Below are 19,204 nucleotides of genomic sequence, written 5' to 3'. Positions count from 1 at the left end.
TCTTGAAGCCACTGGAACCGGTGGCTTTCTTTATGTATAGGAATTATGAAGAAAATTAGGATCAGACTCAAACGCATTTTTAGTTCAATCCAGATGAAGATCACGTTGATCTTCATGCTGCTGCTCCTGGCCACGATCGAAATCATCGGGGCCTATTTCACGCGGCAGATGGAACAGACCAGCATTGAGAACTTCCAGACGACGATTCAGCTGCAGACGATCGTGACCGACCAGCTGACCAACCAATTGGTCAAAAACGGCAAGACGGCCGACCGCAAGATGAATCAGATCATCACTGACTACAACAATGATGCCATCAGCGAGATCCAGGTCATCGACAACAAGAACGTCATCCGGGCCGTGTCCAATTTAAACGACAAGGACCGGGTGGGCCAGCTGTCCAGCAACAGTGACGTGCGGGAAGTCATCAATGTCGGCCAGCCCAAAACCATGGTGATCAACAGCAAAAAGGGCAACTATATGGTCCAGATCGTTCCGCTGACCAGTGGAACCAATATTGTTGGGGCCGTATATGTCCAGGCCAGCATGGCCACCGTCTTTGCCAATCTGCGCAACATCTCTTTGATGTTCCTGACGGCCACGCTTTTGGCCGTCCTGGTGGCGGCCGTGGCCTCGCTCTTTATTTCCCGGGCAATTACCCAGCCAATCGCGGAATTGCGCCAGCAGGCCATGCAGGTAGCCAACGGGGACTACTCAACCCAGGTCAAGATCTATTCAAACGACGAACTTGGCCAGCTGGGCAGCGCCTTCAACACCCTGTCGGCCAGAATCGAGAGGTCCCAGGAGCAGTCTGAATCAGAAAGACGGCGCCTGGATTCGGTTCTGTCCCACATGACTGATGGGGTGATCGCGACCGACCGACATGGGAACGTCTCGATCATCAACCAGATGGCCCAGGACTTTTTGAACCTGTCAGCCGATGAGGCCATCAACAAGCCGATTTCCCAGGTCCTGGGCCTGGGCGATGACTACACCAGCCAGGACCTGATCTCCAGCCAAAGCGACATGCAGGTCACGGTCAACAAGGGGACGCCAGATGAAATGATCCTGCATGCCAGCTTTACTCTGATCAAGCGGGTGACGGGCTTCGTTTCCGGAGCCGTCTGCGTCCTGCATGACGTGACTGAGCAGATCAAGAACGAAGATGAGCAGCGGCAGTTCGTCTCCAATGTCTCTCACGAGCTGCGGACGCCGCTGACCAGTGTCCGGGCCTATATCGAGGCCTTGAGCGAAGGGGCCTGGAAGGATCCGGAGATTGCCCCGAAGTTCCTGCAGGTCACGCAGGAGGAAACGGAAAGAATGATCCGGATGGTCAACGACCTTCTGGTCCTGTCCAGAATGGACCGGGGGACTACCAAGCCGGACCTGGAATGGGTCAACTTTACCGACTTTGTCTCCCACCTGCTCAACCGCTTTGACATGATCGTGGAACACGACAAGAAGGATCCAAAGACCAACGAAAAGAAGTACGAGATCAAGCGCGAGCTCGGCAACCAGGCCTTGTGGATTGAAATCGATACTGACCAGATGATGCGGGTGATCGACAACATCATGAACAACGCCATCAAGTACTCGCCAGATGGCGGGACGATTACGGTCAGATTAAAGCAGAACCAGAACTGGGTCCTGTTGAGCATCAGCGACCAGGGGTTGGGGATTCCGCGCAAGGACCTGGGCAAGATCTTCGACCGCTTCTACAGAGCGGACAAGGCCCGGTCCCGGGCTCAAGGCGGGACTGGCCTTGGCCTGGCCATTGCCAAAGAGATCGTCACGGCCCACGGCGGGCGGATTTGGGCTGACAGCCGCGAAGGGCATGGTTCAACCTTCTACATTTCCCTGCCTTATGAGCCAATGGATGAGGAGGATGAATGGGATGAAGTTTAAATTCAAGTTTAAATTTGGCGACTTTCTCCTGCACCTGGTCACGACGGTTGTCATTGCCGCGTCCGTCATCCTTTGGGTCATGGTCATGACCAGTGATGAGCGCTTCAGCAAGATCAGCGACGAAACCGCCGCGCAGGATTCGCCGGCGGTCAAGACCCGTTACCGCAGCATGCGGGGCTTTTACGCGCCAAGTCAGGTCTACGTCTATGTTAAAGGCGAGCGCTACCAGGCCCATGACCCCAAGCGCAACCTTTCCTTGAAGTTTGTCCAGAACGTGGAGGATGCCGAACTGGGAACGATTGAAAAAGTCAGCACAGACGCGGCTGCTTACCGCAAGCTGCTGAACAACCAGCACTACCTGAACTTTGCCTACCCAGATCAGGTCAATTTTGCCGTTTTGGTCGGTTCAACCAAGAAGAATGCCAGCCGGAACTTCAACCGGGTCTTTGTCCCCGTGAAGTCCAGCTACCGTTATCTCTACTTTGCCAACGACCAGGGTAACAAGATTTACCGGACCAAGATCAAGAAGGGGAATTTTGCCCAGTTAGTCAAGTACGTGACCGCGGCTAAGGAAAGGGAAAAAGTCAGCTTCCTGCATCTGACCAATCTTTACGTGCCGTTTTACGCCAAACCGCTGAAGATCAAGGAATACAGCTATTTGATCAATTATTCTTCCCGGACCTATTTCGCGGCCAAGCTTTTGGGCAGCGACTACCGCAAGAGCGTCTCCAAGCAGGGTGTCACGACCTACAGCTCAGGCTACTCCCTGCGTCTGCAGGTGCCGCCGAGCGGCAAGCAGAATGACCACCAGTACGTCTACCGGGTCTACCGGAAGATGGGGAAGATGAGCTTTAGCCGGCAATTGCTGGAAAGTGCCTCCTATGTCAAGCGGCTAGGCTTGTCAGAGCAGGATCTGCGCTTCTTTGAGGCTGACGGCCAGCTGGTCAAGTACGTCAACTACATTGAAGGCTACCCGGTCTTCGTCAACGGCAACCAGGTTCAGGCCAGCGTGACCTGTGAAAAAGATTTGGTCAGCGTTGGCTTCAACAGCATGAACCTGCAGATCCCGATCCCGTATGATGGACGGAAGACGACTCTGCCAAAGACGGCGGACCTGCTCAAGGAGCTGGACCAGATCGGGATCAAGGAAAGCGAGATCCGCAAGATCGTCATCGGCTATAAAGTCGTCCAGGACAAGAAGCGCGATGATCTGGTAACCTTGGTGCCAACCTACTATATCAAGGTTGCCGGCGAGTGGAACACGCTAAGCGGCTGGCGCGATGCCCGCGTAAACGGTGACGCGCCGCAGGATAATGAAACGCCGTCAAACAGCTACAGCTACGCAAGCAGCGACGACTCTTCGGCTGAATCAGCGGCTGATAGCTCATCTGCCAGCTCTTCGTCTTCAGAAGCGGCTAAGACGGAGTCTGCTCCAGCATCATCGTCGTCATCAGCAAGCACCAGCAGCGAATACGAGCAAAAGCCTGACACTGGGGCAGCAGCATCCAGCTCCAGCAGCTCATCTGCCAGCTCCAGCAGTTCTGCGGAAGGGGGAAAATAGATGGACCATCGGAAAATTGAATGGCTGTTTTTGATCCTGTTCTGCCTGGTTGACATTTACCTGATTATCGAGCTGTGGCGGCCGCCAATCTCCTTGAGCTCTTCCACCAGTTCCGTCACCAGCAGCAATAATCTGCGCGAGGAGATGCGCTCAGACAACATTACGGTGCCAAAGCTCTCCCGTAATGCTGATTCCGGCTACTACCTGGCTTCAAGAGGAAAGACCGACTTGAAGAAAGCTGCTGGCAAGATCAGCAGCGACGTACAGGTTGATTACGCCCAAAATGACAAGACCCTGTACGGAACCCTGAAAAAGCCGATCTCTTTGGAATGGATGAGCCTTGAGCAGTTCAAGAATGACAAGAACTACGTGCCTCACGGCAAGGAATTCACCTATGCCAGCTATCTGTCCAGCAATTCCAGCTACGTTTACGTGCAGCACAGCCAATATGGCAATCTTTACTCCAACCTGGGCCAATTGGTCATTACGGTCAAGGACAAGAAGATCACGGGCTACTATGAGACCTACCTGAGCGACCTGACCAGCGTCCGGGAGCTCCAGTCCACGATCAGCCCTTGGCGGGCCGTCAGCAACCTGTATACCAACCGGGAATTGTCTGACAACTCCAAGGTCATGCAGGTCAAGCTGGGCTATACCAGACTGACCGAGGTCCGCGGGAGCGTGATTTTTGTTCCAACCTGGATGGTCTGGATCGAAAACAAGTCAAGCAAGAGCACGACCGTCAAGCGGGTCAACGCCTTCAACGGGCAGCTTTTGCAGACGACCGCGGTTGACGATTAGGCAAAAAGGCAGAAAGCACGCCAAAAATGCCTTAGAATATAAGGCGACTGATTTGCGCAGAAAAAGGAAGGAAGAAACTTAGTGAAGTTCGCAGTATTATCCAGTGGCTCAGCCGGCAATTGCAGCCTGCTGATGACCGGACAGCACAAGATCCTGATGGACGCCGGCTTGTCCGGCAAGAAAACCAAGGAGCTCTTGGCCAAGGTGGGCGTCGACATTATGGATATCGACATGGTCTTTTTGAGCCATGACCATACCGACCACAGCGGAGGAATGGGCGTTTTGATGCGTCGCTACCCCAATTTGGCGGCTTTTTCCAACACGGGCACCTGGAGATACCTGATGGACACCAGCAAGATCGGCAAGCTGCCGGAAGAGCAGATCAACGTCATTGAGCCGGGCCAGACCAAGACCTTTGGCGACTTGGAAGTGACTGCCTTTGCTACCAGCCATGATGCCGCGCAGCCCCAGTACTACGTCTTCACCAGCGGCGGCAAGCGGATGGCCTTTTTGACAGACACGGGCTATGTTTCAGAGAAGACTGAAGACGTGATCCGCGATGCTGATGCCTACCTGCTCGAATTCAACTATGACAGCCTGATGCTGCGCGACGGTCCCTACCCGTGGAGCCTTAAGCAGCGGGTGGCTTCTGACGTGGGCCATTTATCCAATGACCAAGCCGGGCAGGCCCTGGCTGACGTGATCACCAGCCGGACCAAGCATGTCTTTTTGGCCCACCGCAGCCAGCAGAACAACATCGACTTCCTGGCCCGGGACACGGCGGAAAAGATCCTCCAGGAGCGGGACGCGGATGTCTCCAGCGACCTGCAGCTGATTGACACGGAGCCGGTTCACCCGACCCGCGTGTTTGACCTGTAGTTAGCGAAAAAGTAGCAAACGTTTAAAACTTTGTATACTATTTGTTCATATTTATTTCAAAAACTTTGGCTATGATGGAGACATCAATAAGGAGTGATAAAAATGACTGAAGAACAGAGAAAACAAAAGAACAAGAAAGACAATGGCTTGCTGGCCAAGGCAGCGATTATTGGGGTCGTGGCCGGCCTGCTCGGCGGCGGGGTTTCCTATGCTGGCTTGAACGCGGCCAACGTGGCCAATAATAATTCAAGCGCTGGCTCGTCGGCGACGACCTCATCATCCACCAGCTCAAACACCGGCGAAACCGGCAGCGTGACCAGCTCAAGCAAGGGCACGACCAGCGTCAACAAGTCGACGACCAGCAGCGGCACGATGACCGCGGCCTATAAGAAGGTGCAAAACGCGGTCGTTTCCGTCTTGAACTACAAATACACGTCAAGCTCATCCAGCAATTCCGACCTGTACAGCATGTTCGGCTACGGGGATGACAGCGACTCATCATCCTCAAGCTCTTCAAAGAAGTCCCTGACCCTGTATTCTGAAGGCTCTGGCGTCATCTACACCACGGCCAGCGGCAAGGGCTACATCGTAACCAACAACCACGTCATTTCAGGCGCGGCCAAGGTCAAGGTGATCTTGGCTTCAGGCAAGACGATCGCCGCGACGGTAGTCGGCAAGGACGCCACCAGTGACTTGGCCGTTTTGTCAATCGACTCCAAGTACGTTACCCAAACGGCCTCATTTGGCGACTCCAGCGCTTTGCAGTCAGGCCAGACGGTAATCGCCGTTGGCTCACCAGAAGGGTCAGAGTACGCCTCTACGGTAACTCAAGGGATCGTTTCCTCGCCTAGCCGGACTTTGACCTACAACGGCAACCAGATGACGGTCATCCAAACTGACGCGGCCATCAACTCCGGCAACTCTGGTGGTCCACTGGTCAACTCAGACGGTCAGGTCATCGGGATCAACTCAATGAAGCTGTCCAGCTCTACCAGCGGCGACTCAGTTGAAGGCATGGGCTTTGCCATTCCTTCAAATGAAGTCGTGACCATCATCAACCAGCTGGTCAAGAACGGGAAGATTACCCGGCCGCAGCTGGGCGTGATGGTGGCCGCCTTAGATGAGCTCAACAGCTACTACAAGAAGCAGATGGGCATCTCATCCAGCCTGAAGAAGGGCCTTTACGTTGCTAAGGTAACCAAGGGCGGCGCCGCGGACAAGGCCGGCATGAAGAAGGGCGACGTCATCTTGAAGGCCGACGGCAAGACGGTCAACGACGTGGCAACCCTGCACAACATCTTGTACAACCGCAAGGTCGGCGACAAGGTAAGCCTGACGGTTCAGCGCGGCAGCAAGACCATCACGATCACGGTTGCCCTGGAAGCCAGCAAGTAGCAAATAGCTAGAAACAGCCAAATGAATGGCGATAAATAAACATTTAGAGCGAGCAAGAAGCAGATTAAGCTTTTTGCTCGCTCTTTTGTTAACGATACGCCCGGAATACAAAAACAAAGTTCGGCTTTGAATCCTGTCAAGGGAAAGCTTAAAAAGAGACTTTTACCCATTTCTGTGGAAAAGACTGTGGATTGTGCAAAAAGCGGGGGCTAATTGGGGTGATTTTCTGTGGATAACCTGTGAATTGTGCGTAAGTTTCACGCGTTTATTCTATGTTAAAACAGGTGTTCATGGCTTAAGATCGGGGAAAATTAGCGATTGTTTGTGAAAAATCCCCATCCACAAGAGAAATGTGGAATGGTTACACGGTTTTTGCAAAATTTTTTTAATTAGTCAATGACTTGCGGGAATCTGTGTTTGTTCCACTAAATGTAGGGCAAGTCTTTCCACAGGTGTGGACAAGGGCGGTTGATTAACTGTTGATTGTGGGGAGAACTTTTCCCGTGGTAGAATAGAAGTATTATGAATATTAAGATTGTTTGCGTTGGAAAGCTAAAAGAAAAATATTTTAAAGACGGAATCGCTGAATATCAAAAGCGCCTGAGCCGCTTTGCCAAGGTGCAGATCGTGCAGGTGCCAGATGAAAAGGCACCTGAGAGCCTGAGTCCGGCCCAAATGGAAGAGGTCAAGGACAAGGAAGGCGAGCGGATTCTGAGCAAGATCAAGGACAAGGAATACGTCTACGTGCTGGCCATCAAAGGGAAAGAGCGGCCAAGCGAGGAATTTGCCAAGGAAATCAAGGACCTGGGCACCTATGGGCATTCAGACATCACGTTTGTCATCGGGGGCAGCCTAGGCACCAGCAAGGCTGTCAACCAGCGGGCTGACGACCTGCTCAGCTTTGGCAAGCTGACCATGCCCCACCAATTGATGCGGCTGGTCTTGATTGAGCAGATCTACCGGGCCTTCATGATCAACTCCGGCAGTCCGTATCACAAGTAAGAAATCAGGGAGGAAAGAAAAATGAAGTGTCCAAAGTGCGGAAGCATGAATAAGGCTGGGGCCAAGTTCTGCAAGAACTGCGGCTCGCCGCTGACCCAGCAAAAGCCCAAGCCGGTCGCCCAAATGACCAGCAGCCGTGCCGTGCCCAAAAAGCAGAACAAGCTGGTCTTGGCGTTGGCGCTGCTGGTGGTCCTGCTCGCTGCCTTTTACGGCTGGGGCAGCTTCTATTACAGCAAGGACAAGCAGATTGACCGGATCGTGGTCAAGATGCAGGAGCCAACCAAGGACCTGTCCAAGGACGTCTTTACCAAGACGGCCAGCTTCCAGGTCACCAAGGACAGCGTTGAGCCCTTGCAGAAGTACTACCATGACCACCCAAGCGTGGCCAACGAGCTGGCAAGCAAGTGGAAGAGCGAAAGCGGCGAACAAGCCGGCAAGGACGCGGTTAGCCTGCAAAAGTCCGGCCACTGGCTCTTGTTCCTTCCAAGATACAAGCTGCAGGTTGCGACCTACAAGCCAACGGTTGTAACCAACCATGCCAACGCGAAGATCACGGTTGATGGCCGCAGCGCTGGAACCGTCAAGACCAGCGGCAAGCAATATGTTCAACGGCTGGCGCCAGTGATCGCCGGCACGCACGCGTTCGTCATCTCATCCTCGGTGGGCACCAGCAGTGCCAGCGTCAACGTCTTTTCTGACGCGGCCATCGACTTGTCCATCCATACGGCCAGCTTCCAAGTGTCCGCGCCTGACGCGCCAAACGGCAGCATCTACATCAATGGCGAGAAGGTCGGGACTTTGGACGGCGACGGGAACAAGACTTTTATCAACTACCTTTTGACCAAGAACATGAGTCTCTACGTCAAGAAGACGGATGGCAGCAGATCGGAAACGATCAGCGATTTCGGCAGAATCATCAGCCGGGATCCTAAAAAAGCCCGCAGCAATGATGACGAAATCGTGGCCGTCAACGGCAGCTGGGTCTTGAAGCCGGAATGGAACGATGACGATGCTGACGCGGACGCAAGCTCAGCTTCATCCTCAGAAGACAGCAATGATGACCGCGACGAAGATGCTGACTCAAATGACGATGCAGACAGCGAGTCAGATGACGCGGATGAGTCCAATCGCATCGACCAAGATGATCTTCAGGAGGCCGTTGACGGCGCTTGGGGCAATGGCGATGACGATGCCGCGGACTACTATGTTGGCGGCGAAGGCAACAGCTCCTACCAGAGCATCAAGCGGATGCATGATTCCTGGGATAACGCTGATAATATCAGTTCTTATGGGGAGACCGTCACCATCAGCAAAGCTCACAAAAAGGGCGACAATATCATATGTGACCTGCGCGTTACCCACCACGTCGTTTGGACTAACAAGCCGACAACCAATGTTGTTGATCAATACGTGGGCACGACGCTTAATGATGACTATAAAATCATTAGTATGGGCCACGGCTCCACGATTTCCAAATAGCCTATGAAACGCGTTTATTGTACGAAATGTGGCAAGGCCAATGATCCAGCCTACGCTTACTGCACCAAATGCGGCGCCCGGCTGGATCATGAGGCCCAGGCGGCCGCGGGAATTCACAATAAGCGGTTGAAGAAGCTGCTTGTCTGCCTGTTTTTGCTGGTCTTGCTGCTTGGCGGATCCTTGGGCTGGGGCTGCTTCTACTACAGCCGGGACCAGCAGGTCACGCGGATGGTCTTAGCCTTGCGCGATCCGCAAAAAGACCTGTCGCCATATATTCACTGCGATGACCCGGAGTTTGACGTCATTCCCAGTACCGTCCGGCCCCTGCAGGTCTACTACCAGCACTATCAAAAGCAGCTAGGCGAATTGAACCTGGAGCTGCGCCAGGCTGGCTACCAGCCGGATCCCCAGGATCTGGTTTCCTTGAAGCAGGAAGGGAAGTACTTTTTCATCTTTCCGCGCTATCAGCTGACCGTGAAGACCCATGACCCAGTCTTTCAGACCAACTTCGCGCCGTACAGCCTGTTCATTAATGGCTTCAACAGCAAGACGATGGACAAGAAGGCCCAAAAATACGGCGAGCCGCTGATTGAGGGGCGCTATGCCTTTAAGGCCGTTGGCCAGAAGCAGCAGGCTCAAAAGACGGTTGACCTGCTCACTGACGATCCAGTCCAGCTGCCGGCTTCGGCCAAGGAAAGCAGCGCCCAGGAAAAGGCCAGGATCATGGCCCAGAACCGGTCTAACAACACGTCAGACGTGCCAACGGAGACGCTGGGGGTAATGGTTGCCCTCCTGCAGAAAAAGTCGGCAAACTGGCTTAAAGGTAGCTTGAAGCAGGGCCAGCCAATCTACTATGAGCTTGTCCGCTCCGAGAAGATTGCCGGCAAGCCGTTGCTGGGCTACAACGCCTTATTGGCCAAAGACCGGCAAACCGCCCTGCTCTACCGGGTACAGGGCCAGCAGGTGACCTACTTATGGCGCGAAAAGGGCAAGTCGGACCCGCTTAAAACCGTGTCGGTTGCCCGCCTCAAGCATAATTATTACCGGAACAAGGATCAGCGCGGCGAAGTTGACGACTACGTGAGCCAGCTGAAGACCAGCGATTAAGCCGAAAAAAGAGCTAGAATCCATGCGGATTCTAGCTCTTTTGTTTGCTTTGTTTGCGTTGTTTGGATTTTTGCCGTTTAAGCCTTGGCGGCTTTCTTGATGCGGCTGACCAGGAGCAGGGTGACTAAGAAGAAGGCCAGGCCAAAGGCAAAAAGGATCAGCCAAGTCTGCTGCAAGTGGGCGGCAGTAGCCTTATAGGCGGCTTCCGGCTTGTGCTTGACCAGCTTGATTACTTCTGGCAAGAGGTGGGAATGCTCCAGCTGGAGCTTGCTTTCCAGGCTGTTAAGGCGGGAAGTGCTCCCTACGGCCTGCATCCCCCACCTGCTGATCATCAAGTAGGAAAACTTGTCAGCCAGGCCGCTCATGTCGAAGAACAGGCCTGAGAAGATCAGTTCAAAGATCAGGATGTAAGGAGCCAGGGTATTGGCCGCGGACTTGTCCTTCACCAGTCCTGAGACCATGAGACCCATCATGTCAGAGGACCACATGATCAAAAAGATGCTGACGAAGAATTCGAACCAGACGGACCCGAAGATGATCCCGCTTTTAGGCAGGTCGTGACCGTAATTGAGCTTGACCAGGGTGTAGCTCAGGGTAATGATCAGACTTTGGACCAAGACCAGGCCAGTTTGCAGGATGGCTCTGGCGCCGGTGTAGCAAAAGGCGTTGGTGCTGCGCAGGTCCAGAACCGTGTCGTGGCGGTCGGAGACGATGGTTTGGATCGAGTTGAACAGGCCGCACCAGATGGCGGCACAGACGATGATGAAGCTGGCCGACTTGGTATCCTCAAAGTTGACGAACATGTTCTTACCGGCGATCCAGACCACGACGGCCATCGTCGCTACGGGAAAGAGCAGGGACAGCAGTACGGTCTTTTTGCGGCCGAACCACATATGGGTGTAAAGATTAAGTTGATTCAGCATTTTAGATTGTTTCCATTTTTCTCCAAAAAGTCTATTTTTCTTGTTCCAGGTTCTGGTAGATCCGGCTGAAGTTTTCAAGGCCCACGCCGGCTTCATCCGCGACGGCCTCAGGCGTGCCCAGGTAGGCCAGGCGGCCTACGCCGCCGCGCTTTTGCAGGAAGACGACTTTGTCAAAGCAGTCGATCTTTTCAACGTCGTGGACGATGGCCAAAATGGTCTTGCCGTGGTCATGGGCCAGGCGCTGCAGATTTTTGAAGAGGGAATCTTTCATCCCCGGATCCAGTCCCGCGTCCGGCTCATCCAGAAAGAGGACTTCCTTGTCGGCCACCAGCTCGGTTCCGATCATGACCCGGCGCTGCTCGCCGCCAGAGCACTGGCGGATCTGCTTCTTCCGGCAGGCAGTCAGGTCCAGCATCTGCAGGGTCTGGTTGACCCGTTGCTGGTACTCCTTGTGGGACCTGTGCGGCAATTTTGCTTTGACGCTGAAGGACAGGTAGTATTCAACCGTCAGGACCTGCCGGTCCTCGCCGATGTTCTGCTGGGGCACGTAGCCGAATTTCTGCCGGATCAAGTCCGCGCCGGCCCGGCTGTTCAGCAGCTCCTCTCCTTGATAGGTGATGCTGCCGTCCACGCCGGCCACGTTCATCCCATTGATGGCCGTGAGCAGGGTGGTCTTGCCGGCCCCTGACGTTCCCAGAATCGCGACCAAAGCCCCAGCTTCCACGTCAAAGCGGACGTCTTTGAGCAGCTGCTTTGGCCCGGCGTACTTTGCCTTGATGTTGACGCAGAGCAGCTTTTGCCTGCCCGCGAGATATTGGGCGTGCTCGTCAGCTGCTTGGCTGGCTGGGCTTTTGATTTTGGGCAGATTGTAAAGAAGCTGACCGTTGGTGAAGATCAGCTTGCAGTCGCACAGGGTGATAAAGTCTTTCTCTTGAAGCTTGCGCTTGCCATGCAGGTAGCGGCCGTTGACCTTGGTGCCGGCCGTTGAGTCGCAGTCAGCAATGTAATAATCGCTGCCTTCCTGGGTAATGGTCATGTGCCTGGCTGAGACGTAAGGGCGCTCAAGAACGAAGTCGCACTGGCTTGGGTCGCGGCCAAAGACCGTGACCTTGCGGGTGAAGTGGAAGGGCTGCCACTTTTGTCCCAGGGCGTCAGTCGTAAACAGGATCCAGACGCCCCGCCGGTCAGGGTGGGCAAGATTAGCGGTGTCAATCCGCAGGACGTCACCGTTTTGCAGGAAAATAGCCTGCTTGGCGGCAACCTTTTCCCCGTTGTGGTAGGTCCCATTCAGGCTGCCAAGGTCCTGGTAGAACCACTGATCCTTGAGACAGGTGATTTTCCCGTGCTTGCGGCTGGCCAGGTGGGACGTTAAGGAGATATCTGGTTTGGAATCCGGCGTCTGCCGGCCCAGATCCCAGACGTACTTGCTGGTTAAGGAATATTCTCGTGCCTGGCCAGCTTCCAGGACAACCAGGCTGGCGGGCGCAGGCTGGCTGTGAAAAGGCATCGTCTCCATTGTTTCCATGTTGTTCTTTATTTGCTCCCTTCTTGCTGTTTCGTGTCGTTTTCCGGTTTCCTTGAAATCAGATCAGGCTCATGATGTCTTCAAAATTGCTGATGCCAGCATCGGCAGCGACGGACTTCGGCGTCCCAGAGAAGGCCAGGTCGACCGTGGACACGGGGATCTTCTTGTGACCAAACAGGCCGCGCTTGATAATCTGCTGCTGGTGGCGCAAGACCATGACTTGGTCAAAGAAATCGATGCTTTTGGAGTTTGGCACCCCATAATTGATAACTAAGATGGTGAGGTTGAGCTTGTGAGCCACGTCTTCCAGAATCTGGAACAGTTCGGTCTTCATATCGACGCTCAGCTTGTCAATTCCCAAGTCATAGCAGTCGATATAAAGGAAGATCGGCAGCTCGGTCGTCAGAGTCCGGGCAATGGCCAAAAGCACCTGTTCAAGCGGCGTCATGTCAAAGTAGCTTTTGCCTTTGAGCTTGGTTAGCCGCAGGAGCTTCAGGAGTTCGGGATCAATGACGGAGCTGGTATTCCGGTTTAAGGTTCCATAGCTGTTTTGCGCAATCCAGGCTTTGGCCGGCTTTCCGCTGCGGTAGATGCTGATCGTGCAACCTGGATCGCCGCGGCCAGCGATGCAGTTGCTGATGACCTGAGAGAAGGTGCTGATGGTTGAGAAGTCGGTCCCAAAGACCACGGCCAGGGCGCCTTCCGCGATTTCCAGATGCAAATTCTCAAAAGTAAGGTTGCCTACTTGCGGGCCATCAATCGCGATTTCCATCAGCTCCCGCTTCTGACTTAGGTAGAGGCCGTGAGCGTCAACGTCTGAGTGGACGGTTCGCGATTGTCCGGCATTTCTGGTGGCCGTCATCGTGTCAGTGGAATAGACTGGCCGCTCAGCTGTTTCAGCGCCGTTTGCTGCTTGGGTTTCATAGCTGCCAGCCGTCTGGTTCTCGCCACCGTTTGCTGCTTGGGTTTCATAGCTGCCAGCCGCCTGGCTCTTGCCACCGTTTGCTGCTTGGGTTTCATAGCTGCCAGCCGTCTGGCTCTCGCCACCGTTTGCTGCTTGGGTTTCATAGCTGCCAGCCATCTGGCTCTTGCCACCGTTTGCTGCTTGGGTTTCATAGCTGCCAGCCGTCTGGCTCTTGCCGCCATTTGCTGCTTGGGTTTCATAGCTGCTGACCGCGCCAGCTGGCGCGGTCGCAAAGGGGCTTGGATTGGCCGCGGCCGTTTCATAGCCTGACTTGGCTGGAATCGTTTCATAGCTCGGGTTAGTGTTAAAAACGCCTTTTAGCGCCTGCTCCATATCTCTGGCACTTTGGTAGCGTTCTTCTTTCTTGCGGCGGGTAGCTTTGAGCAGGATAGCGTTCAAGGCCTGGCTGATGCCGGGAATTTCTGGCAGCTGGTCGGTTTGGATCCGCTTTTGGTCAGCGGCTTGGTCAAGCGGTCCGGGCTGCTCCATGAAGGGGCTCTTCCAGCCATTGGCCAAGTAGTAGAGAGTCAGTCCCAGGCTGTAGATGTCGACTTCCTTGTCCAGGTTAGGGTAAGGATCATATTGTTCAGGAGCCGCGAAGCCAGGGGTCAGAAAACTGGAAGTTTCATAGCTGCTGGAATTGTTGGCGATGATCCGGGAAATTCCGAAGTCTCCCAGAATATACTGGAGCTTGTGCTTGCCTTCGCCGCTGATGTAGATGTTGGCTGGCTTGATGTCCCGGTGAACCACGTTTTTGCGCTCACATTCTTCAAGGGCATCGCAGATATCGATTCCGATCTTGGCGATTTCCTTTTCGCTGAACTTCTTTCCGCGGTAATTGGTCAGGGTATCGAGCTCTTTCATGACAACGAACAGGTCCAAGCGGCGCGGGTCATCCTTGTCATGGTCGTACCAGTGGTCCAGGTAGGACATGGTATGGATGCTTTCGAGCTTGTTCATCAAATCCAATTCGCGGTTGGCGTCACGGCGCAGGTCGTCTTCGCTCTTGCCGTTATTGAATCCGCGCGCGACCTCCGTGATCTTGAGGGCACGCTGTTCATCTAGGCCGGGTTCATGGTGACTGATCTCATAGACTTCGGTTTTCCCGTTGGAGCCTTCGCCAATCAGGGGGCCAACCACCCATTTGTCTTTTAGGACTTGGTCAGTGTATCTGCCGGTTTCTTTTTTCATGGTCAATCCTTTCCTGTTTAGTGAAATTGGTGGAGGACCACCGTCACGTTGTCATAGCCGCCATTCTGCTTGGCTTGCTTTACTAAAGCCTGGGCGCCAGCCGCGGGCGTGGCGGCGGCGTGGACGATTTTGAAGATTTCCTTGTTGGTGCACAGGTCGCTTAGGCCATCGCTGCATAAGAGCAGGTAGTTGCCGCTCTTGACCTGCAACAGGTCGGTTTCAAAAATGGTCATCTTGTAGCGGCTGTCCATCCCGACAAAGCAGGTTAGTTTGTGCTTGTCTTCTTCGGGGATGTTCTTGACGTTCATTTGGGCTTCCATCTGGGCCAAAGTCTGATCTTCAGACAATTGCTGGATGCTGTGGCGGGTAATCAGGTAGGCCCGGCTGTCGCCAACGTGAAAGAGCTTGAGCGTCTTGTCGCGCAAGAGCGCGATCGTAGCCGTGGTTCCGCCGACCTTGTTTGCGCTTCGGGCAGCGTTGATCTGCTCATTGGCCTTGGAGAAAGCCTGCCGCGTGAGCTCTTGGATTTCTGAGGGACTTTTACCGGGAAACTGGTCAGCGCTGGCTCGGAAGACCTGGGCCGTTTCCTTAGAGGCGATTTCCCCGCCGGCGATCCCGCCCATCCCATCGAACAGGCCCAGGCAGTGCCATTCGTCAGGGCTTAAGTCAGCATTGGCGTGAGCATGGCTGCTGGAACTGTCGTTGATTGAGCCATGAAGCAGGAAGTTGTCTTCATTGTTGTCGCGCACGCAGCCCACGTCGCTTAGCGCGGCCGCATTGCAGGAGCTGCTGCCAATCAGGGCTTCTTTGATAGCACTAAAGAAGCCTCTGCCTTGTTCATTCATTCTTCTTTCCTCTTTTGTTTTTGATAAGAAAATAGTTGGAAAAAACATACAAATATAAGATAATTTTAGCGCATTTTATTAGATGTGGGCGAGAAAACTTCTCATCTTAATGCAGGGCAAACTGGGCCACGTTTTTTGAGGAAAAATAGAAATACGTGTTTGCCGCGTGATATCATATTAATTAAGTATAAATGGCAAGCAAATTCTGCTTAAAGTACAGCATGAAATACAAATTCGAAAATACTGAGCACTGAAGCAGTCATTAAATGTAAAAAATGGGAGGTTGCGTATGAAAGAATGTCCGAAGTGCCAGGAAGGTCTGGCAAATGCCAAAGAGTGTCCCAACTGTCACGCTTTGATGTCCGGCAAGCTGAAATTCTGCATTGACTGTGGGACGAACTTGGAGAAAATTCCGGTTGATCACGTCGGAAAGGAGTGTCCAAACTGCCAGACTATTGCGGCCAGAGGCGACAACTTTTGCACGACATGTGGCTTTGACTTGTCATTGATTCCGGACCTGGTTGAAGAAGTCGCGCAAGCAGATAGGCCAGCAGCTGTTCCAGAAGCAGCTAAGTCGGCAGCGTCAAGTGAGTCAACGAGCGAATCGTCATCTCCAGCACCGGTCGCTGAATCTGAAGTGCCAGTAGCCGCGGAGGCCGCTGCGCCAGAGGCTGTTCCAGAAGTGGCTGAGTCAGCAGTGTCGAGTGAGTCAACGAGCGAATCATCATCCCCGGCGCCGGTCGCTGAATCCGAAGCGCCAGCAGCCGCGGAGGCCGCTGTCTCAACGCCTGAAGCCACTTTCGCGAAAACAGTGTCGAGTGAGTCAACGAGCGAATCGTCATCTCCGGCGCCTGTCGCTGAATCTGAAGCGCCAGCAGCCGTGGAGGCCGCTGTCTCAACGCCTGAAGCCACTTTCGAGAAAGCAGTGTCGAGTGAGTCAACGAGCGAATCGTCATCTCCGGCGCCTGTCGCTGAATCTGAAGCGCCAGCAGCCGTGGAGGCCGCTGTCTCAACGCCTGAAGCCACTTTCGAGAAAGCAGCATCAAGTGAGTCAACGAGTGAATCATCATCCCCGGTGCCTGTCGCTGAATCCGAAGCGCCAGTAGCCGCGGAGGCGGCGGTCTCAACGCCTGAAGCCACTTTCGCGAAAACAGTGTCGAGTGAGTCAACGAGCGAATCGTCATCCTCAGCGCCTGTCGCTGAATCTGAAGCAGCAAAAGCAGAAGCGCCAGCAGCCCCGGTTTGCCCGGCGTGCGGCACTCCAATCAAAGCCGGCGATTTGTTCTGCATGAACTGTGGCCAAAAGCTGCCGGAATCCGCTCCAGCCACGTCCGCGTCAACAGTTTCAAGTGAGTCAACGAGTGAATCGTCATCCCCAGCGCCGGTCGCTGAATCTGAAGTGCCAGCAGCCCCGGTTTGCCCAGCGTGCGGCACTCCAATCAAAGCCGGCGACCTGTTCTGCATGAACTGTGGTCAAAAGGTGCCGGAATCCGCTCCAACAGCCGTGCCAGTGGCATCAAGCGAGTTAACGAGCGAGTCGTCATCTCCAGCGCCGGTCGCTGAATCTGAAGCTCCAGAAGCCGCGGAGGCAGATGCCGCAACGCCTGAAGCAGTTCCGAAACCAGATTTGTCCCAGCCGGCTGAACCGGAAGCATCCCCAGTGCCAACGTCAGCCTTTGAGACGGTCGCGGCTGTTGAGGACTTCGATAAGCCAGCGGCAGCCGATGAAGGACACTCTCCGTTTTACGCCGAAGATTCTGAGCCGATTTCCATAGAAAATCAAAATCCGGCAGCACCAGTTGAATCTACGCCACTTCCATTCGCGTCGTCAGCTGCAGCCGCGCCAACGGTCTGCCCGAACTGCGGGGAGGCGCTTGAGGAGGGTGACCTGTTCTGCACGAATTGCGGCACCAAGATCGCGGACGACAAGCCAGCGCCCGCGCCTAAACAGGATCGCAGCTGTCCTAGCTGCGGCAATCAGGTTCATGGTGAGGATGCCTTCTGCCCTTACTGCGGGGGCAAGCTGAATTAGTTTGACAAGCATGATCGCGTTGGATGATTGCTCGATAGAGCAGTCGCCCAACGCTTTTTTCGTGCTTGCGTTTTTTACAACAGTTCTCCTAAGATTCCCAAGAAAAAGAAGCTGGCAGTGCCAGCTTCTTTGGGTGTACTTATTCAAAATTTAGCGCTCAAAAGCTAAGCAGGTGGTCAAAGCTGCTGGTTCTGATTCCAGCCCGGTCAGCGATGATCTCCGGTGTCCCGACCGCGGCCCACTCGTCGTAGGCCTTTTCCTTAAGCACCACGACCTTGTCAAAGCAGTCAATATCCTGAATTTGGCTGATTGAAGCCACGACCGTCTTATTTCCGTTGTGGGCCAGCTTTCGCAGGGCTGTGAACATGAAGTTCCGGTCCCGCGGACTCAAGCCGGCGTCTGGCTCATCCAAGATGAGAACCAGCTTGCCCTTGAGCAGGTCCTTGCCCAAGAGCGCCAGCCGCTTTTCACTTTCGCTGCAGGCGTTCAGCCTTTTTTCCTTGCTTGACTCCAAGTCGAGCAGTTGCAAGATCTGCTCGGTCTGCTCGGCCTGCTGGCGCCTGTCGGCCTCAGGCAGAACCAGCTTGGCCGTCTCGCTTAAATAGTAGCCAAGCGGCATGTTTGCTTCACTTTCGTCCAAGGAATAGCTGCTGATGAAAGCCAGCTGGTCTGTTGCCTTGCTTGGATCTTGCAGGCAGTCAACTCCCTGGCAGCGAATCTCCCCCTTGGCGCTGGCGTTTTGCCCGGCTAAGGCCTTGATTAGCTCCAATTTGGCAATGGACGGGCCCAGAAGGCCGACCAGCGCGCCGGCTTCGGCGGCAAAGCGGACTTTTTCATCCAAGCCGTCAGTGATCTTGACCTGCAGCCGCCGCAATTTGTTCGCCAGATAGGCGGCGGAATTATCGGTGAAGACCTCCTGCTTGGCTGGCAGGCTATAGAAGATCCGCCCATTGGTAAAGATTAGCCGGCAGTTGCTGAAGGTGATTACGTCCTTCTCATGCAGCGGGACCTGACCGGAAATGTAGCGGTTGTTGATCTTGGTGCCGCCGGCGGAATTGGCGGCAGCCGCGTAGAAACTGTTGCCGACCTGGGAGATCGTCAGCTGCTGGTCAGCGACATAAGGCCGATCGATCACGAGATCGCAGGCTCTTTCCCGGCCAATTGTCGTGGATAGGCCAGTCAGGTCATATTCCTGCCACTGGCTTTCTTGTGGCCGGCTTTCAAATAAGATCAGAATCCCGTTTTCATCAGGAGCTTCTAAGTCACCGGTATCAACGCGCAGAATGTCGCCGTTTTGCAGGTAGGCGTCTGTTTTGACGGGGAGCTTGTCCCCGTTTAGGAAAGTTCCGTTGAGGCTGCCCAGATCCTGGTAGAACCATTGGCCTTGTTCCAGGTGAAATTCACCATGGGTTCGGCTGGCTAATGGGGAAGACAGGGCCACGTCCACCTGGCGGCCAGGCACCCGCCGGCCAAGCCACCAGACCGTCTTGCCAGTTAAGGACTGCTCGCGGATAGCGTTTTGTTCCAAAATTACCAGATTTGCAGTTTCATTCATTTGCGATTTTCTCCTTGCGGTAGTTGATACTAATTACAAC

General features: G+C 54.3%; 14 protein-coding genes and 1 pseudogene. 10 read left to right on the top strand and 5 right to left on the bottom strand.

What is annotated here, in order from left to right; all coding sequences use genetic code 11:
• Nucleotides 1-45: 45 nt before the first annotated feature.
• From walK to FYJ62_RS06390, 8 genes are all read left to right on the top strand, one after another.
• On the top strand, nucleotides 46-1,905 hold the full coding sequence (walK, locus tag FYJ62_RS06425) for a cell wall metabolism sensor histidine kinase WalK (protein ID WP_154548896.1): 1,860 nt from the start codon (nucleotides 46-48) through the stop codon (nucleotides 1,903-1,905).
• A complete protein-coding gene (gene yycH / locus FYJ62_RS06420) occupies nucleotides 1,895-3,466 on the top strand; it encodes a two-component system activity regulator YycH (protein WP_154548895.1) in 1,572 nt (523 codons plus the stop codon). The genes walK and yycH overlap by 11 nt, the downstream gene beginning before the upstream one ends.
• A complete protein-coding gene (locus FYJ62_RS06415) occupies nucleotides 3,467-4,267 on the top strand; it encodes a two-component system regulatory protein YycI (RefSeq protein WP_154548894.1) in 801 nt (266 codons plus the stop codon).
• A gap of 81 nt (nucleotides 4,268-4,348) precedes the next feature.
• Entirely contained in the window at nucleotides 4,349-5,146 is a 798-nt protein-coding gene (locus FYJ62_RS06410) for an MBL fold metallo-hydrolase (RefSeq protein ID WP_326832004.1), read from the top strand.
• A 102-nt stretch (nucleotides 5,147-5,248) separates the two neighbouring features.
• Nucleotides 5,249-6,541 carry a S1C family serine protease gene (locus FYJ62_RS06405; RefSeq protein ID WP_154548893.1) on the top strand — a complete coding sequence of 431 codons (1,293 nt, stop codon included), beginning with the start codon at nucleotides 5,249-5,251 and terminating at the stop codon, nucleotides 6,539-6,541.
• 522 nt (nucleotides 6,542-7,063) lie between these two features.
• Nucleotides 7,064-7,543 (top strand): 23S rRNA (pseudouridine(1915)-N(3))-methyltransferase RlmH, encoded by a 480-nt coding sequence (rlmH, locus tag FYJ62_RS06400; RefSeq protein WP_154548892.1) that lies wholly within the window; start codon nucleotides 7,064-7,066, stop codon nucleotides 7,541-7,543.
• 21 nt (nucleotides 7,544-7,564) lie between these two features.
• Entirely contained in the window at nucleotides 7,565-9,022 is a 1,458-nt protein-coding gene (locus FYJ62_RS06395) for a TcaA 3rd/4th domain-containing protein (protein ID WP_154548891.1), read from the top strand.
• Between the two features lie 3 nt (nucleotides 9,023-9,025).
• Nucleotides 9,026-10,129, top strand: a complete 1,104-nt coding sequence (locus FYJ62_RS06390; RefSeq protein WP_154548890.1) for an Lreu_0056 family protein — start codon at nucleotides 9,026-9,028, stop codon at nucleotides 10,127-10,129.
• A 77-nt stretch (nucleotides 10,130-10,206) separates the two neighbouring features.
• Here FYJ62_RS06390 and FYJ62_RS06385 read toward each other — a convergent pair whose 3' ends face one another.
• From FYJ62_RS06385 to FYJ62_RS06370, 4 genes are read right to left on the bottom strand one after another with little or no spacing between them, the layout of a single operon-like run.
• Nucleotides 10,207-11,052 carry an ABC transporter permease gene (locus FYJ62_RS06385; RefSeq protein WP_195837406.1) on the bottom strand — a complete coding sequence of 282 codons (846 nt, stop codon included), beginning with the start codon at nucleotides 11,050-11,052 and terminating at the stop codon, nucleotides 10,207-10,209.
• A gap of 31 nt (nucleotides 11,053-11,083) precedes the next feature.
• A complete protein-coding gene (locus tag FYJ62_RS06380) occupies nucleotides 11,084-12,577 on the bottom strand; it encodes an FHA domain-containing protein (RefSeq protein ID WP_154548888.1) in 1,494 nt (497 codons plus the stop codon).
• Between the two features lie 58 nt (nucleotides 12,578-12,635).
• A complete protein-coding gene (locus FYJ62_RS06375; RefSeq protein WP_154548887.1) occupies nucleotides 12,636-14,732 on the bottom strand; it encodes a serine/threonine protein kinase in 2,097 nt (698 codons plus the stop codon).
• Nucleotides 14,733-14,749: 17 nt separating this feature from the next.
• Complete coding sequence (locus tag FYJ62_RS06370; RefSeq protein ID WP_195837405.1) at nucleotides 14,750-15,577, bottom strand: PP2C family protein-serine/threonine phosphatase; 828 nt, start codon at nucleotides 15,575-15,577, stop codon at nucleotides 14,750-14,752.
• A gap of 289 nt (nucleotides 15,578-15,866) precedes the next feature.
• Here FYJ62_RS06370 and FYJ62_RS11075 point away from each other — a divergent pair.
• Together FYJ62_RS11075 and FYJ62_RS10795 are read left to right on the top strand one after the other, a co-directional pair.
• A pseudogene (locus FYJ62_RS11075) lies at nucleotides 15,867-17,030 on the top strand (zinc ribbon domain-containing protein); the annotation flags it as partial.
• Between the two features lie 9 nt (nucleotides 17,031-17,039).
• Nucleotides 17,040-17,609, top strand: a complete 570-nt coding sequence (locus FYJ62_RS10795) for a zinc ribbon domain-containing protein (protein WP_229771849.1) — start codon at nucleotides 17,040-17,042, stop codon at nucleotides 17,607-17,609.
• Between the two features lie 157 nt (nucleotides 17,610-17,766).
• On the opposite strand, the gene FYJ62_RS06360 is transcribed toward FYJ62_RS10795, so the two are convergent.
• Nucleotides 17,767-19,164 (bottom strand): FHA domain-containing protein, encoded by a 1,398-nt coding sequence (locus FYJ62_RS06360; RefSeq protein WP_154548884.1) that lies wholly within the window; start codon nucleotides 19,162-19,164, stop codon nucleotides 17,767-17,769.
• Nucleotides 19,165-19,204: the final 40 nt, after the last annotated feature.

Source organism: Lactobacillus porci, from assembly GCF_009695985.1.
Classification (GTDB): domain Bacteria; phylum Bacillota; class Bacilli; order Lactobacillales; family Lactobacillaceae; genus Lactobacillus; species Lactobacillus absianus.
This window is presented reverse-complemented; position numbering and strand designations above follow the sequence as displayed.